Genomic DNA, 16,360 nt, shown 5'->3' with positions numbered 1-16,360 from the left:
GAGGGGCGCGGGGCAGGTCAAAGGGATGATGCGCATTATTAGCGTGCTCACGGTGCGCCGGGCCGCGACGCTAGAGTCGTCCCGACCGCACCCGAACGTCGGACATCAGACGTATTGACCGGAGGATCGCCCCGTGCCGCTCTTCGACCTGCCCCTCGCCGAGCTCGAGACCTACGCCCCCGCGCTCGACGAGCCTGCCGACCTGGACGCCTTCTGGGCGCGGACCCTCGCGGAGTCGCGCGAGGCGGGCGGGGACCTGGCTCGGTCGGTGCGGCTGGAGCGCGTGGAGACCGGCCTCGACCTGGTCGTGGTCGACGACGTGACGTTCCCCGGGTTCGCCGGCCAGCCCGTCAAGGCGTGGCTCGTGCGGCCCGCCGAGGCTGCCCGCGCCGCCACGGCCGGCGACGGCGCCCCGCTGCCCGCGGTCGTCGAGTTCCTCGGCTACGGCGGCGGCCGCGGGCTGCCCCACGAGCACCTCGCATGGGCGAACGCCGGGTACGCGCACCTCGTCGTCGACACGCGCGGCCAGGGCAGCCAGTGGGGCAGCGGCGGCGGCACTCCCGACCCGGCCGGGTCGGGGCCCGCCGTCCCGGGCGTCCTCACGCGCGGCATCGAGGACCCGCACGACCACTACTACCGCCGCGTCTTCACCGACGGCGTGCGGGCGGTCGACGCCGTGCGCTCGGTGCCCGGCGTCGATCCCGAGCGCGTCGCCGTGCACGGCGTGAGCCAGGGCGGCGGCATCGCCATCGCCGTCGCGGGCCTCGCCGACGGGCTCGTCGCGGCCCTCCCCGACGTCCCGTTCCTGTGCCACTACCGCCGCGCCGTCGAGATCACGGACCGCGACCCGTACCGCGAGCTGACGCGCTACCTCGCCGTCCACCGCGACGCGGAGGAGACCGTGTTCCGCACGCTGTCCTACCTCGACGGGGCGGTGCTCGGCCGCCGCGCCACCGCGCCGGCGCTGTTCTCCGTCGCGCTCATGGACCAGGTCTGCCCGCCGTCCACCGTCTACGCGGCGTACAACGGCTGGGGTGCGGCCGCCGGGGCGGCTCCCGGCGCCGAGCGCGCGATCGACGTCTACCGCTACAACGAGCACGAGGGTGGCCAGGGCTACCGCTTCGCCCGTCAGCTCGCCTGGCTGCGCGACCGCTAGACCGCCTGGCTGCTCGACCGCTGGACCGCCTGGCTGCGAGACCGCTAGACCGCCGGGCCGCGCGACCGCTAGACCGCCGGGCCGCGCGACCGCGAGGTCGCGCCGCCCGGCGCGGCGCGCAACCGGCGCAGCGCGACCGCCTGGGAGCCCGCGAACAGCCCGACGTCCGCCGCGACCGCGAGGACGGCGAGCAGCACGAGGACGCCCGCCGTCGTCGCCGAGAACGCGGCGACGGCAGCGGCGGCCACGACGTTCGCGACCATGACCGTGCGCAGGGCGGCGCGCAGCGGCAGCCGCGCGGTCATCCAGACGACGGCACCCGCCCACGCGACGACCGCCACCCCGAGCCCTGCGAGGACCGGGACCGGCACCCGCAGCGCGGGTGCCCACGACGGCGCGAGGGCGGCGACCACGACGCCCAGCACGAGGCAGTACGCGGCGTCGAGCCGCAGGCTGAGCAGTCCGAGCCGTTCCCCCACCATGTCGGCGAGCCTACGCGCTCGGCCGCCTGCCGGGGCGTACCGCCGCCCGGGCACGGGGTCAGTGCGCGACGACGCGCGCGCCCGCCGCGGGGGCCGTGGTGCACCACACGGTGTCGCACGCGTCGTTCGCGGTCCACGAGGCCGCGATCGCGAGCGCGTGCTGGCGGCTGCGGGCCAGCGCGGCGACGGTCGGGCCGGAGCCGGACACGATCGCGCCGAGCGCGCCGGCCTCCGTCGCGACGTCGATCGTCCGCTGTAGCTCGGGCCGCAGCGCGAGCGCCGGGCCCTGGAGGTCGTTGCGCAGCACCTGCCCGAGCCCGACGGCGTCGCCCGCGCGCAGGGCCTGCATGAGCGCGGTGTCCTCCGCGAGGTCCAGCTCGGCGGGCCCGCCCACGGTCTCGTCGAAGGTGCGGTAGACCTGCGCGGTCGACAGGCCCTCGGCCTGGACCGCGAACACCCAGTGGAACTCCCCGCGCGTCATCGCGGGGGTGAGCACGTCGCCGCGCCCCGTCCCGACAGCGGTGTGCCCGACGAGCCCGAACGCGACGTCGGCTCCGAGCCCCGCCGCGAGGGCGACGAGCTCGGCGCGCGGCACGCCCGCGTCCCACAGCGCGTCGCACGCGACGAGCGCGGCCGCGGCGTCGGCCGACCCGCCGGCCATGCCGCCCGCGACGGGGACCTCCTTGTGGATCTCCAGCCGCACGTCCGGGTCGAGCCCCACGTGCTCCGCGAGCGCGACGGCGGCGCGCCACGCGAGGTTCGTCTCGTCGGTCGGCACGGCGTCCGCCTGGAGGCCCGAGACGCTGAGCGAGACCCCGGAGCCGGGCGGCACCTGGTGCGCGACGACGTCCTCGCTGAGCCCGACGGCCTGGAAGATCGTCACGAGCGGGTGGTAGCCGTCGTCCTGCACCGCCCCGACGCGCAGCGAGAGGTTGACCTTGCCGGGCGCGCGCACGCGGACGGACGGGGGCGGCGCGAGGGAGATGCTCGGCGGGCGCGGGGGTGTCACGCGTCCACTGTGCCAGGTCGGCCGGTGGGCCGCCCCGCGGCGGGGGCGGCGCCGCGCGCCGGACGGTCGGCGAGTCCGACGCGGCGGACGAGCTGCTCGGCGACGCGCGCGAACGCTTCGACGTCGAGCACCTCGCCGCGCGCCTGCGGGTCGACGTCCGCGGCCTCCAGCACCTCGGCCGCGACGCTGGCGGAGCCCGCCAGACCGGACAGCGCCGAGCGCAGCATCTTCCGGCGCTGCGCGAACGCGGCGTCCACGACGGCGAAGACCTGCTCGCGGGTCGCGGCGGTGGCGGGCGGCTCGCGGCGGTCGAGCGCGACGAGGGCCGAGTCGACGTTGGGGACGGGCCAGAACACGGAGCGCCCGATCGTGCCCGCGCGCCGCGCGTCGGCGTACCAGGCGGCCTTGACCGACGGCACGCCGTACGTGCGCGACCCGGGGGGCGCGGCGAGCCGGTCCGCGACCTCCGCCTGCACCATGACGAGCACGCGCTCGAGCGAGTCGAAGCGCTCGAGGAACGTGAGCAGCACGGGCACCGCGACGTTGTACGGGAGGTTCGCGACGAGCGCGGTGGGAGGCTCGCCGGGCAGCGACGTGACCTCGAGCGCGTCGGCGCCCACGACCTCGAGCCGGTCGCCGACGTCGGGCACGTGCGTCGCGACCGTGTCCGGGAGCTGCCGCGCGAGGACGGGGTCGATCTCGACCGCGACGACGCTCGCGCCGACCTCGAGCAGCCCGAGGGTCAGCGAGCCGAGCCCGGGCCCGACCTCGACGACGCGCTCGCCCGGGCGGACGTCCGCCGCGCGCACGATCTTGCGGACGGTGCCGCCGTCGTGCACGAAGTTCTGACCGAGGGTCTTGGTGGGGCGGACGCCGAGACGCCCCGCCAGGTCACGGATCTCGGCCGGACCCAGCAGGGCGCCTCGGGTATCGCTCATGGGACGCAAGCCTACCGACCCGGCGCCGACCGGCCCTCGCCGGGGACGACGAAGGGCGGGACGCCGTGCGCCCCGCCCTTCGTCGTCGTCCACCGGTCCGCCCTCAGGCGGCCGGGTGCGTGCCGTACGGGCTCAGAGGAGCCCGAGCTTGCGCGCGCACGCGGGCCACTGGCCCCAGCCCGAACGGGCCTGGAGCGCCTGGGCACGCTGCGTCTGCTCGGCCGCCGAGGCCTCCGACGGGAGGCCGGAGCCGCCCATCGCCCGCCACGTGGAGAGCGAGAACTGGTAGAGGCCGTAGTAGCCGTTACCGGTGTTCGTCGCAGGGTTGCCCCCGGACTCGCACTGCGCGAGCGCGGACCAGACCCCTGCCGGGGCCGACCCGAGGTCGGCAGCCGGGGCGGGCGCCGGGGCGGACGAACCGCCCGACGAGGAGCCGCCCGACGACGAGGACGACGAGCGCTGCGGCGCCGCCGGCTTGGGCTCCGGCTTGGGGCGCTCCTTGGTGCCCTGCACGAGGATCTTGTTCACCGGCGGCGTCGTGACGCCCTCGGAGACGAGCTCGCGGGACTCCTCCACGCCGTCGACCGTCGTGACGCGGTGCACGGTCGTGTGGACGCCCTCGGCGCCCTCCTGCTTGACGACCGGGTCGAGGTCCTTGAACCGGTCGGCGTCCTCCTCGGTGACCGTCTCGAACGGGACGGCCGCCTCGGTGGGCACCTCCTCGACCTTGACGCGCTGCACGACGAGCGAGACGGGCGCGGCGTCCGCAGCGGCCTCGGTGTCCTCGGACGTCGCGGCGGCGGCCGGCTCCTCGGTGGCGGCCGCGTCGGCGGCGGGCGCCTCGGCCGGGGCCGCGGCGGCCTGGGCCGCCTCGACCTGCTCGGTCTTCTCGACGTGGACGCGGTCGAGCTCGCCGAGCTGGACGCCCTGCTGGTCGAGGATCGCGTCGATGCCGATGCTGCCGTCGGGGGCGACCTTGGTCTCGCCGTCGACGACGACGTTCACGGGGCCGTCCGCGTCGAGGCGGATCGGGAGGGAGGCGCGCTCGCCGGAGCGCGACGCCACGAGGCGCACGTCGCTGCCGCGCGAGGCGAGGGTCGTGAGGGCCTCGTCCGCGTCGAGCGACGTGAGCCACACGGAGGACTGGGAGCCGTCGACCTGCACGGGCACCTCGCGCCCGTAGCGCACGACGACGTCGCCGCCGCCGCGCAGGGCGGAGTCGACGTCCGGGACGACGAGGTCGCGGTCGCCCACGGCGACGTCCTGCTCGGCGAGCAGGCCCTCGACCGAGCCGGCGAAGGTCGTGACGGTGGTGATCTGGCCGTCGACGTCGAGCTCGACGGTCTTGCGCGCCTGGCCGTAGGCGACGGCACCGGTCGCGAGGAGCACGACGGTGGTCGCGCCGGCGACGAGCGGCCAGCGGCGGCGACGGTGCGCGGTGGTGGTCGCGGGGCTCTGGGGGCTCTCCGCGAGGGTCTCGGTGGTGTCGGGGGTGATGTCGGCGCCCTCGGGGGCGCCGGCCGCGTCAGCGGTCCGGTGGAAGGGGTTCTTCACTCGGGTCCAGTCGTCGTGCGTCCCGGGCACGGAGGCTCGACGGCGCGTGGCACCACCCGTGGCCCACGGCGGACTGACGTCCTCCGCGGCGGGCGCACACGTGCGACCACGGGTCTCGAGCGGCCGATCCGGCTGCCGGCGCCACCCTCGGCACCCCTTCCCCAGGGCCCGTCGACGGCGCACCGCTCGCGTCGGTCCGGGCACGTCCCGCCGGTCCGGGTGGACCGTCGGAGCACGCCGTTCAGGCGCGAGCGACGATCGACCGTAACCGATCTGTTATCGAAGTCCAACCCCTGGGGGGATACGCTGGCGAGTTCTGTCCGGATTTCGGCGTGAATGTCGTGCGCTCTCCACGAGTTCCGCACGCCGCCTCACGCGCCCTCCCCCTCCCCGTGCTCGTGCCCGTGCGCGCGCCCGGCGCGCGCGCCGCGCGCCCCGAGCCGCGCCAGGACCGTCGCGAGCTCGGGCGGGTCCAGCACGGTGACGTCCACGTCCAGGCTCAGCAGGAACCCCGCGACCTGGGCGAGCGACGTGCCCCCGGTCTCGAGCACGCACGCGTCGGGGCCGTCGTCGGCGAGGGCGCCCGCGACCGGGGAGAGCCGCTCCGCCACGACGCCCGCCGGGGCGTGCAGCCGCACCCTCACGGGCCGCGCCCACGCGGCGGAGCCGACGCCCCGCACGACGTGCGCGACGGCGTCGCCGCCCGGCACGGGGCGCGGGACGAACCGCGGGCCGCCGGGCGTGCGCAGCGTCAGCCGGTCCACGCCGAAGGTGCGCCAGTCGTCCCGGTCGAGGTCGAACGCGAGCAGGTACCAGGGGCGCCCCACGTGGACGAGGCGGTGGGGCTCGACGGCGCGGGACGTCGTCGTGCCGTCGTGCGCGCGGTAGTCGAGGCGCAGCCCCGTGCGTGCGGCGATCGCCGCCGCGACGTCGGCCAGCACCTGCGCCCCGACGGCGGGCCCACCGCCGGGTGCGCTCACGACGGCGGCGCGCAGGGCGTCCGCCCGGACGCGCAGGCGGGCGGGCAGGACCGTGTCGAGCTTGACGAGCGCGCGCGCCGCGACCTCCTCGACCCCGGCGATCGACCCGGTGGCCGCGGCGCGCAGCGCGACCGCCACGACGGTCGCCTCCTCGTCGTCCAGCAGCAACGGCGGCAGCGCCGCCCCCGAGCCCAGCCGGTACCCGCCCGCGGCTCCCGGGGACGACCGCACCTCGTAGCCGAGCAGGCGCAGGCGCTCGACGTCGTTGCGCACCGTGCGGGTCGTCACGCCCAGGCGGTCGGCGAGCTCGGGCCCGGACCAGGACGCGCGCGCCGGCAGGAGCGCCAGGAGGCGCAGGAGCCGGACCGAGGTGTCGAGCACGTCCCCATCGTGCCGCACGATGCGGAACCGCACGTTCCGCAGCGGGGTCTACGGTCGACGTGTCGGCCCCGCCGGGGGCGACGGGAGGACGGGACCGGGCACCGCCCGACGACGGAGGAGACGACGATGCTGCGTGGGATGGCGACGCTGAACCTGTGGGCCGACGACCTCGAGGCCGCGGCCGCGTGGTACGCGGAGGTGCTCGAGACCGAGCCCTACTACGTGGTGCCGGGCGGGTACGTGGAGTTCCGCGTCGGCGACCGGCAGGACGAGCTGGGCATCATCGCCCGGTCGTGGTCGCCGCGCCCTCAGCCGGGCACGCCGGGCGGCGCGATCGTGAACTGGCACGTCGACGACGTGCGGGCCGCGTTCGCCCGCCTCCTCGCGCTGGGCGCGACGGAGTACGAGGGCGTCGTCGAGCGCGGGCAGGGCGAGGGCTTCGTCACCGCCTCGGTCGTGGACCCGTTCGGCAACGTCCTCGGGATCATGCAGAACCCGCACTACCTCGAGATGCTCGGGCGGTAGCGGCGCGACTGCGGAGCGGTCAGTACCAGCCCTTGGCGACGGAGTGGGACCACGCGGAGCACGGCGTGCCGTAGCGGCCCTCGATGTACCCGAGGCCCCACGTGATCTGCGTCGCCGGGTTGGTGCGCCAGTCGGAGCCCGCGCTCGCCATCTTGGAGCCGGGGAGCGCCTGCGGGATCCCGTACGCGCTCGAGCTCGGGTTGTCCGCGTCGACGCGCCAGTTGCTCTCCTTGGTCCAGAGCTTGTCGAGGCACACGAACTGGTCGTCGCCCCAGCCGCGCTGCGCGGCGAGGGAGCGGCCCACGGCGCGCGCCGAGCCCGGGTCCACCGAGACCGAGACGTCCATCGTCCCGACCTTGATGACCTCGTTCCGCGGCTCCGTCGTGACCGTGCGCGTGAGGACCGTGCGCGACACCTCGGCCCCGCCGAGCGTCTGCACCGAGTAGGTCGTGACCGCCTCGCCGACGCGACCGGACTGCACGACGACGCGGTGCCCCTGCGGGAGCGTCGGGTCCTCGCGCTCCTCCGTCTCGAACGGCAGGACCTCCGTGACCGTGTCCGCCGTGGCCGCCGCGCGGCTCACGAGCACGAGCATCCCGTCCACCGCCGCGGCGTCGAGCGGCGCGGACGTGCCGTCGCCCTCGGCCAGCACGATGCCCGCGGTCGCGAGGACCCCGCGCACCGTGGGCTCGGCCGTCGTGATGGGCATGACGGCGCCGTCCACCGCGACGTGGACCGTCTTGAGCGTGGAGACCCGGATCGGCTCGCGCCCGAGGGCCTGCGTGCGCGACACCTCGGTCACGGCGCCCTCGGCGCGCGGGCCGAGGTAGGTGAGCAGCTCGCCCACGGTGCGGGCCGTCGTCGGGATCGTCTGCACCTGGCCGTCGATCTCGACGGTGACGTCGTGGCTCGTGCGCACGACGATCGTGCCGCCGTCGCGCGCCGGGTCGGCGAGCGCGGGCTCGACGAGGTCCTGCTCGCCGACCGCGACGCCCTGGTAGTCGAGCACCGCGGCGACCGTGCGCCCGTACGCGGAGACCTGGTGCAGCTCGCCGTCCACGTCGAGCGTGACGTCCTTGTGGAGCGTGGCGAACGCGCCGGTGACCCCGACGAGGCTCGCGACGACGAGGCCCTGGGCCGCGAGGCGCTGCACGCGCCGCCGGCCGGTTCCGTCAGGTGCGAGCACGCGGGCGGTCCCTTCTGCGGGAGGACGCCCGCCGGCGAGCGCCGGGGGCGAGGTGCGGGACGTCGTCGGCGCGGGGCGCGCGACGCACGGACCCGACCGTAGCCGAAACGTGACCTGGGGCGAAACCTCGCAGCCCTCGCGCACCGGACGCGGTGCGCCCGCCCGGACGCCTCGTCGTCACCAGGAGCCGTAGACCGCGACGGAGGTCGCGGCCAGGCGCTCGCACACGTCCGCGAGCGGTCGGTCCACGACCTCCGCGACCGTACGGACCGTCGTCGGCAGGACGTACGGCGCGTTGGGCCGCCCGCGGTACGGGTGCGGCGTGAGGTACGGCGCGTCCGTCTCGACGAGGACCTGCCCGAGCGGGACGGCGCGCAGCGCGGCCCGCAGCTCGTCGTTCGCGCGGAACGTCACCGGGCCCGCGAAGGACAGGTACCAGCCCTGCTCGGCGCAGAACCGGGCCATCGCGGCGTCGCCCGAGTAGCAGTGGAAGACCGTCCGCTCGGGGGCGCCGTCGCGCGCGAGGACGTCGAGCACCTGCGCGTGGGCGTCGCGGTCGTGGATCTGGAGCGCGAGGCCGAGCTCCTTCGCGAGCGCGACGTGCGCGCGGAACGCCTCGCGCTGGACGGCCTCGCCCCGGGCACCGGTCCGGAACAGGTCCATCCCGGTCTCGCCGATCGCGCGCACGCGGTCGTTCGCACGCGCGATCGCCGCGATCTCCGCGACCGCGTCGTCGAGCGGCACGTCGTGGTGCGGCCGCGGGTCGGGCTCGAGCCCGTCCGGCCCGACCTCCCGCACCCCGCCGTGCAGCACGGCCTCGTTCGGATGGATGGCCACGGCCCCGAGCAGCCGCCCGACCCCCGGCGCCCCCGCGCCGCCGACCAGGTGGTCCTGGCTCGTCCCCGCCTCAGCACGCGCCGGATCCGCCTGCTCGCGACCCCAGACCGCCTGGTCGCCGCGCAGGAGGGCGTCCGTCCAGCGGGCCGCCGGGAGGTCGCAGCCCACCTGCACGACCCGGTCCACGCCGACGGCCGCCGCCCGGGCCAGGTGGTCCACGACGGTCGGGGCAGGGGTGCCCTCGGGGAGGACGTGCGCGATCGAGTCGAGGTGCGTGTGGTTGTCCACCACCGGGACCGGCAGCGGCTCCGGGTCCGGCGGCCAGCCGCGCTCGCGCTGCTTGGCCACCGTCAGGCGCCCTCGCGCAGGCGGTCGAGCTCCTCCTCGACGATCGAGTCGTCGAGCTTGGTGAACACCGGCGTCGGCTTGCCGACCGGGGTGCCCGGCACGACGGCCTTCGGCTCCCACGTCGCCAGGCCCTCGGCGCGGTAGTCGCCCGTGATGACCGGGTAGTGGCGCGAGTCGTCGTCGAGGTCGGTCACCTCGTCGATGCGCGGCTGCGCGGCGAACGTGCCCGTGCCGCCGAACGCCTCGTGCACCTGCTGCGCCGAGTGCGGCAGGAACGGCGACAGGATCGTGTTGAGGTCGCTCACGGCCTGGGTCACGGTGTGCAGCACGGTCGCGAGCCGGTCCGGGTCGGTCTTGAGCTTCCACGGCTCGGTGTCCGACACGTACTTGTTCACCTCGCCGACCGTCTTCATCGCCTCGGCGACGGCGGCGCGCTGGCGGTGCGTCGCGATGAGCTCGCCCACGCGCCCGAACGCGGTCGTCGTCGTCGCGAGGACGCCCTCGTCGATCGGCTGGCGCTGCCCCGGCTCCGGGATCGCCCCGAAGTTCTTGTGCACGAGGTTCGCCGTGCGGTTCACGAGGTTGCCCCAGCCGGCCACGAGCTCGTCGTTCGTGCGGCGCTGGAAGTCGGCCCACGTGAAGTCGACGTCCTGCGTCTCCGGACCGGCGGACGCCACGTAGTACCGGAACGCGTCGGGCTGGTAGCGGGCCAGCATGTCGCGCACGTAGATGACGACGCCGCGCGACGACGAGAACTTCTGGCCCTCGACGTTGAGGAACTCGCTCGACACGACCTCCGTCGGGAGCTGGAGGTTCCCGTAGGCCCCCGGCGCCCCGCCCTTGCTCCCCCGGCCGTCGTAGCCGAGCAGCTCGGCCGGCCAGATCTGGGAGTGGAACGTGATGTTGTCCTTGCCCATGAAGTAGTACGACCGCGCCTCGGGGTCGTTCCAGAACGCGCGCCACGCGTCCGGGTCGCCGCTGCGCCGCGCCCACTCGATCGACGCCGAGAGGTACCCGATCACCGCGTCGAACCACACGTAGAGGCGCTTGCTCGAGTTCTCCTCCCACCCGGGCAGCGGGACCGGGATGCCCCAGTCGATGTCTCGCGTCATGGCGCGCGGGCGCACGTCGTCGAGCAGGTTGAGCGAGAACTTCAGGACGTTCGGGCGCCACGCGGTGCGCGTGCGCAGCCAGTCCCCCAGCGCGTCGACGAACGCGGGCAGGTCGAGGAAGAAGTGGTTCGACTCGACGAACTTCGGCGTCTCGCCGTTGATGCGGCTGTGCGGGTTGATGAGGTCGATCGCGTCGAGCTGGTTGCCACAGTTGTCGCACTGGTCGCCGCGCGCGCCGTCGTAGCCGCAGATGGGGCACGTGCCCTCGATGTAGCGGTCGGGCAGCGTGCGGCCCGTGGACGGCGAGATCGCGCCCATGGTCGTCTGCTCGACCATGTACCCGTTCTTGTGGACCGTGCGGAACATCTCCTGCACGACGGCGTAGTGGTTGCGCGTCGTGGTCCGCGTGAAGAGGTCGTACGACAGGCCGAGCTGGTGCAGGTCCTCGACGATGACGCGGTTGTACCGGTCCGCGAGCTCCTGCGGGCTCACGCCCTCCTTGTCGGCCTGGACGAGGATCGGCGTGCCGTGCTCGTCGGTGCCCGAGACCATGAGGACGTCGTGACCCGCCATCCGCATGTGCCGGCTGAAGACGTCCGACGGGACACCGAAACCTGCGACGTGGCCGATGTGGCGCGGCCCGTTGGCATACGGCCACGCCACGGCCGAGAGGATGTGGGTCATGGTGCCCGATCCTAGTCGGGCAGCGCCGCGCCTCGCGGCGGCGTCCACCGCCGGGGAACGAGCGCCGCCGAGCACGGGGTTGCCGACGTTCTCAGCTCCAGGACGTCGGCAACCCCGTGCTCGGCGGAGGGAAGGCGCGTGCTCAGTACCAGTTGACGGCCTGCGAGTGCGACCACGCGCCGCACGGCGAGCCGTAGGAGCCGGCGATGTAGTCGAGGCCCCAGGCGATCTGGGTCGCGGGGTTGGTCGCCCAGTCGGCGCCCTTGCTCGCCATCTTCGAGCCGGGCAGCGACTGCGGGATGCCGTACGCGCTCGACGTCGGGTTGTCCGCCGTCGGGTTCCAGTTGGACTCCTTGGTCCACAGGTTCTCGAGGCACGTCCACTGCGAGCCGGTCCAGCCGCGCTCGGCGGCCATGGCCTGCCCGATGGAGCGCGGGTCCTTCGGGCGCTCCTTCGTGCCGGTCGCGACGACCTCGTCCACGGGAGCGGTCGTCACCTCCTGCGAGAGCTGCTCGCGCGACTCCTCGACGCCGTCCACGAGGGTGACCTCGAACGTCGTCGTGGTGACGCCGTCGGCACCCGCCTGGGTGACGGCCGACTCGTCGGTGTACCTGGCGTCGTCCGGCTGCTGCACGGTCCCGTGCGGCACGGGGGTCGTCGTCTGCTGCTGCTCGACGACGACGCGCTGCACGACGAGCGACACCGCCGGCGCACCCGGCTCGGGCGCCTCGACGCGCTGGACGCTCACGCGGTCCAGGTCGCCGAGCTCGATGCCCTGCTGGTCGAGGATCGCGGGGATGCCGATGCTGCCGTCGGGCGCGACCTTCGTCTGCCCGTCGGCGACCACGTTCACCGGCCCGTCGGTGTCGAGGCGCAGGTCGAGCGACGCGCGCTCGCCGGACCGCGACGCGACGAGGCGGACGTCGCCGCCGCGCTCCGCGAGGGTGTCGAGCGCCTCGTCGGCGTCGAGCGCGGTGAGCCAGACGTCGGACTGCGCGCCGTCGGTCTGGACGGTGACCTTCTTGCCGAGGCGCACCACGACGTCGTCGCCGTCGCTGAGCGCGGAGCCGGGGTCGGGCGCGACCTGGTCGCGCGCGCCGACCTCGACCCCGGCGGCGTCGAGCGCGCCGCCGACGGAGCCGGCGAGCGTGCTGACGGTGGTCGTCTCGCCGTCGACGTCGATCGTCACGGTCTTGCTGGCCTCGCCGTAGGCGACGGCACCGGAGCCGACGAGCGCGACGGCGGTGGCCGCCGTGACGATCGACCAGCGGCGTCGGCGCGTGGAGCGCAGGGTCCGGGCCGCGCGGGCGGACCGACGGGTGGCGTTCTCGGGGCTCTCGGGGCTCTCGGGGCTCTCGGCGGTCGGCACCGCCTCGGGCGTGGTCTGGGGGGTGTGCGCCGTGACGTCGGCCGTCTCGGGCGCGCGGGAACGGAAGGGGTTGTGCACAGTGGTCCAAGTCGTCGGGGGCTCCCGGGCACGGGGGTCGACGGCGCGCACGCGCCCGCGGGGTGCTCCGCAGCGTGGCGGGCGCACCCGGTTCGACCAGCCGATCCGGCGTCCTGCGGCCCTCGGCGCCCTGGGCGCCCGGGAGAGGCCGCGTCCCACGGCCGGCCATTACACCTGTCCCCGGTGAGCGGCTACGCGAGACACTCGACCGTAACCGATTCGTTATCGCACACCAAACCGCCTGGTCAGCTCGCGCGTCCGGCGCGCACACTCCCGGGCGCTCACCCCGCCGGCGTCACCGTGACCCGGAGCAGCCGGTCGTCGCCGTCGCGCGGCTCGCCCCGACCGTCGGTGTTGCTCGTCAGCACGTAGAGCACCGCGCTCCCGTCGTCGCCGGGCGGCGTCGCCGGGTCGACGAGGACCGCGCGCAGCCGCCCCCGGTCCGTGAGCACCGCGTGCGGCGCGCCGAACGCCGCGGCGTCGGTGCCGCCGTCGGGCGAGGCGAACGGCACGCGCCAGAGCCGCTCCCCGCGCAGCCCCGCGAGGTACGCGCCCTCACGGGTCACGGCGATCCCGCTGGGCGAGGCGTCCGACGTCGGCCACGTCGCCACCGGGTCGACGAACCCGGCGGCCGCCCCGCCCGTGCCCTCGACGTCGGGCCAGCCGTAGTTCCCGCCGGGCACGACGACGTTGAGCTCGTCGAACGTGTCCTGGCCGAACTCGGACGCGAGCATCCGACCCGTCGCGTCCCACGCGATCCCCTGGACGTTGCGGTGCCCGAGGCTCCACACCGGCGAGGCCGGGTCCGGGTTGCCCGGCGCGGGGTCGCCGTCCACCGTGACGCGCAGGATCTTGCCCGCGAGCGCACCCGGGTCCTGCGCCGCACCGCGCTGCTGCGCGTCCCCCGTCGTGACGTAGAGGTGGCCGTCGGGCCCGAACGCGAGCCGACCGCCGTCGTGCGTGGACGCCGCGGGCACGCCCTCGACGACCGGCGTCAGGGCGGAGAGCTCGCGCCCCGCGAGCGTCCCCCGCAGCACCTCGTTGCCGTCCGGCGCGGTCCGGTACACGAACACCTCCCCCGCCGCGGCGCCGCCCGCCGGGCCCACCGCGACGCCGAGGAGCCCCGACTCGCCGCGCGCGACCGTGCCGTCGCGCAGGTCGTCCGCTCCCGGCCCGGTCACCGGCTCGACGGCGCCCGTCGCCGGGTCGACGACGACCAGCCGGCGCTCGTCGCGCAGCGAGACGAGCAGCGTGCCGTCCGCGAGCGCCGCGAGCCCCCACGGCGCCGGGAACCCGGTCGCGACCTCCGCCACGTCGACGCGCACCTCCGGCACGACGAGCAGGCCGTCGGCGGCCGGTGCCTGCGACGAGCCCGACGCGTCGGGCGTGCCGGGGTCGGCCGGCGCGGACGTGGCGGTCGTGACCGACGGCGCGGGAGCGGGCGCGTCGTCCGGCGCCCCGCCCGAGCACGCGCCGAGCACGACGGCGAGCCCGACGGCGAGCGCAGGCCCGCCGGCCCGCGCGGGCACGTCGGGACCTCGCCGGGCGGCCCGGGTTCCGTGGTGGCGTCGCACCTGCCCATCGTCACCCGGGGCGGCGCGTCGCGCCGGGTGACCGCCGGCGGGGACGACGGACCTTCGGCCCGCGCCGCCGGTCCTTCGGCGGCCGCCCGGGCCGGGACGGCGAGGCATGCTGGAGGTGTCCCCGAGGTCCGGGGACGTGGGCGAGGAGGCGTGTGCACATGTCGCGGACGTACGTGGTGACGGGATCGGCATCGGGCGTGGGGGCCTGCGTGGCCGGGTTGCTGCGCGAGCGGGGCGACCGGGTCGTCGGCGTGGACCTGCGCGACGCCGAGGTCCAGGCGGACCTCAGCACCGACGAGGGTCGCGAGCGTGCGGTCGAGGAGGTGCTCGCCGCGACGGACGGCACGGTCGACGCCGTCGTCGCGTGCGCCGGGATCTCCGCGCCCGTCCCGACGACGGTCGCGGTGAACTTCTTCGGCGTCACCCGGTTCCTCACGGGCCTCCTGCCCGCGCTCGAGCGCTCGCAGGCGCCGCGCGTCGCCGTCGTGTCGTCGATGGCGACGCTCCAGCCCGTGTCCGAGGCGATCGTGGACGCGTGCCTCGCGGACGACGAGGACGAGGCCCTGCGCGTCGCCGGCACGCTCGCCGAGCAGGGCCCGCAGGTCGGGTACCTCGCCTACCCGTCGTCCAAGCGCGCGCTGTCGCGCTGGGTGCGCCGCGAGTGCGTGACGACGGCGTGGGCCGGGCGGGGCATCCCGCTCAACGCCGTCGCGCCCGGGACGGTGCTCACGCCGATGACGACCCAGCTCCTGTCGACCCCGGAGTCGGTCGCGATGGTCGACGCCGCGGTGCCGATGCCCCTCAACGGGCACCAGTCGCCCGAGTCGGTCGCGTCCCTCCTGCTGTGGCTGACCGACGCCGCGAACACGCACGTCACGGGGCAGACGATCTACGACGACGGCGGCGCCGACGCCGTGCTGCGCGGCGACGACGTGTGGACGGGGACGGTCCCTAGCCCAGTCGGGTGAGCCCGCGGCGCAGGCCCCGGACGGCCTGACCGATGCGGTGCTCGTTCTCGATGAGCGCGAACCGCACGAACTCGTCGCCGCCGGGGCCGAACCCGACGCCCGGGGACACCGCGACGTCGCACTCCTCGACGAGGTGCGTCGCGAACTCGATCGAGCCCATGTCGCGGTACGGCTCGGGGATCCGGGCCCACGCGAACATCGTCCCGCCGGGCTTGTGGATGTCCCAGCCGATGCGCTGCAGGCCGTCGTACAGGGCGTCGCGCCGGGACTCGTAGACGGACGAGATCTCCCGGGGGAACTCCGTCGCCTCGTTGAGCGTGACGGTCGCGGCGATCTGGATCGGCTGGAACGTGCCGTAGTCGAGGTAGCTCTTGAGCTTCGCGAGCGCCCCGACGACGTCGCGGCGCCCCACGAGGAACGCGACGCGCCAGCCCGCCATGGAGAACGACTTCGTCATCGAGTACAGCTCGACCGCGACCTCGCGCGCGCCCTCGCACTCCATGATCGACGGCGGCTCGAACCCGTCGAACGTCATGTCGGCGTACGCGAGGTCGTGCACGAGCACGACGTCCTTGTCCCGCGCCCAGTCGACGAGGCGCTGGAGGTCCTCCTTGGTCGCCACGGTCGTCGTCGGGTTGTGCGGGAACGACAGCACGACGACGCGCGGCTTGGGCCAGCCGAGCTCCCACGCCTCGATGATGCGGTCGATGTACCCGGCGGCGTCGGTCCCGTCGCCGATGGGGACCTGGCGCGCGTCGGCGCCCGCGAAGTAGGGCCCCCAGATGTGGATCGGGTAGCTCGGCGTGGGGACGAGCGCGACGTCGCCCGGCTGCAGCAGCACCCACATGAGGTGGCTGAAGCCCTCCTTGGCGCCGATGGTCGAGATGATCTCCGTGTCCGGGTCGAGGCTCACGCCGAACCGGCGCTGGTACAGCCCGGCGACGGCCTCGCGGAGCTTGGGGATGCCGCGCGACGCGGAGTACCGGTGGTTGCGCGCGTTCTGCGCGGCCTCGGCGAGCTTGTCGACGGCGACCTGCGGGCTCGGCAGGTCCGGGTTGCCGAACCCGAGGTCCACGACGTCGCGCCCCGCTCGGCGTGCCTCGATCTTGAGCCCGTCGATGATCGTGAAGACGTAGGGCGGCAGACCGGGGATCCGGCGGAACTCCATCG

The 16,360-nt window shown here is 75.3% G+C and carries 14 protein-coding genes; 3 read left to right on the top strand and 11 right to left on the bottom strand.

Annotated elements, in window-relative coordinates:
- Positions 1-133 precede the first annotated feature (133 nt).
- Positions 134-1,156, top strand: coding sequence for an acetylxylan esterase (locus tag BXA05_RS16960; RefSeq protein ID WP_076406267.1), 1,023 nt, complete (start codon positions 134-136; stop codon positions 1,154-1,156).
- A gap of 68 nt (positions 1,157-1,224) precedes the next feature.
- Here the strand turns inward: BXA05_RS16960 and BXA05_RS16955 are convergent, their stop codons facing one another.
- The 5 genes from BXA05_RS16955 to BXA05_RS16935 all read right to left on the bottom strand — a co-directional run bounded on the left by BXA05_RS16955 (position 1,225) and on the right by BXA05_RS16935 (position 6,500).
- On the bottom strand, positions 1,225-1,638 hold the full coding sequence (locus BXA05_RS16955; protein ID WP_009864184.1) for a hypothetical protein: 414 nt from the start codon (positions 1,636-1,638) through the stop codon (positions 1,225-1,227).
- A gap of 58 nt (positions 1,639-1,696) precedes the next feature.
- Positions 1,697-2,647, bottom strand: coding sequence for a 4-(cytidine 5'-diphospho)-2-C-methyl-D-erythritol kinase (locus tag BXA05_RS16950; protein WP_083711984.1), 951 nt, complete (start codon positions 2,645-2,647; stop codon positions 1,697-1,699).
- On the bottom strand, positions 2,644-3,585 hold the full coding sequence (rsmA, locus tag BXA05_RS16945) for a 16S rRNA (adenine(1518)-N(6)/adenine(1519)-N(6))-dimethyltransferase RsmA (RefSeq protein WP_076406265.1): 942 nt from the start codon (positions 3,583-3,585) through the stop codon (positions 2,644-2,646). The genes BXA05_RS16950 and rsmA overlap by 4 nt, the downstream gene beginning before the upstream one ends.
- 132 nt (positions 3,586-3,717) lie before the next feature.
- Positions 3,718-5,169, bottom strand: coding sequence for a resuscitation-promoting factor (locus BXA05_RS20730; RefSeq protein WP_277394954.1), 1,452 nt, complete (start codon positions 5,167-5,169; stop codon positions 3,718-3,720).
- Positions 5,170-5,510: 341 nt separating this feature from the next.
- A complete protein-coding gene (locus BXA05_RS16935) occupies positions 5,511-6,500 on the bottom strand; it encodes a helix-turn-helix transcriptional regulator (protein WP_076406367.1) in 990 nt (329 codons plus the stop codon).
- 138 nt (positions 6,501-6,638) lie between these two features.
- On the opposite strand from BXA05_RS16935, the gene BXA05_RS16930 reads away from it, so the two are divergent.
- On the top strand, positions 6,639-7,025 hold the full coding sequence (locus tag BXA05_RS16930) for a VOC family protein (RefSeq protein ID WP_244550500.1): 387 nt from the start codon (positions 6,639-6,641) through the stop codon (positions 7,023-7,025).
- Between the two features lie 19 nt (positions 7,026-7,044).
- Here the strand turns inward: BXA05_RS16930 and BXA05_RS16925 are convergent, their stop codons facing one another.
- The 5 genes from BXA05_RS16925 to BXA05_RS16905 all read right to left on the bottom strand — a co-directional run bounded on the left by BXA05_RS16925 (position 7,045) and on the right by BXA05_RS16905 (position 14,168).
- Positions 7,045-8,211 (bottom strand): resuscitation-promoting factor, encoded by a 1,167-nt coding sequence (locus BXA05_RS16925; protein WP_031316670.1) that lies wholly within the window; start codon positions 8,209-8,211, stop codon positions 7,045-7,047.
- A 177-nt stretch (positions 8,212-8,388) separates the two neighbouring features.
- Positions 8,389-9,396 (bottom strand): TatD family hydrolase, encoded by a 1,008-nt coding sequence (locus BXA05_RS16920; RefSeq protein WP_076406261.1) that lies wholly within the window; start codon positions 9,394-9,396, stop codon positions 8,389-8,391.
- A 2-nt stretch (positions 9,397-9,398) separates the two neighbouring features.
- Positions 9,399-11,192: a methionine--tRNA ligase gene (gene metG / locus BXA05_RS16915; protein ID WP_076406259.1), complete on the bottom strand. Its 1,794-nt coding sequence runs from the start codon at positions 11,190-11,192 to the stop codon at positions 9,399-9,401.
- A gap of 142 nt (positions 11,193-11,334) precedes the next feature.
- Complete coding sequence (locus BXA05_RS16910; protein ID WP_244550499.1) at positions 11,335-12,639, bottom strand: resuscitation-promoting factor; 1,305 nt, start codon at positions 12,637-12,639, stop codon at positions 11,335-11,337.
- Between the two features lie 281 nt (positions 12,640-12,920).
- On the bottom strand, positions 12,921-14,168 hold the full coding sequence (locus BXA05_RS16905; RefSeq protein ID WP_076406257.1) for a PQQ-dependent sugar dehydrogenase: 1,248 nt from the start codon (positions 14,166-14,168) through the stop codon (positions 12,921-12,923).
- A gap of 212 nt (positions 14,169-14,380) precedes the next feature.
- Between BXA05_RS16905 and BXA05_RS16900 the strand changes: the two genes are divergently transcribed.
- Positions 14,381-15,190, top strand: a complete 810-nt coding sequence (locus BXA05_RS16900; RefSeq protein ID WP_076406256.1) for an SDR family oxidoreductase — start codon at positions 14,381-14,383, stop codon at positions 15,188-15,190.
- Here the strand turns inward: BXA05_RS16900 and BXA05_RS16895 are convergent.
- Positions 15,174-16,358, bottom strand: a complete 1,185-nt coding sequence (locus BXA05_RS16895) for an aminotransferase class I/II-fold pyridoxal phosphate-dependent enzyme (RefSeq protein WP_076406254.1) — start codon at positions 16,356-16,358, stop codon at positions 15,174-15,176. The two genes, BXA05_RS16900 and BXA05_RS16895, sit on opposite strands and share 17 nt — an antisense overlap.
- Positions 16,359-16,360: the final 2 nt, after the last annotated feature.

Source organism: Cellulosimicrobium funkei (genome assembly GCF_900155925.1).
Lineage (GTDB): Bacteria > Actinomycetota > Actinomycetes > Actinomycetales > Cellulomonadaceae > Cellulosimicrobium > Cellulosimicrobium funkei.
The sequence above is the reverse complement of the archived record's forward strand: the minus strand, read 5'-3'. Positions and strand labels throughout refer to the sequence as shown.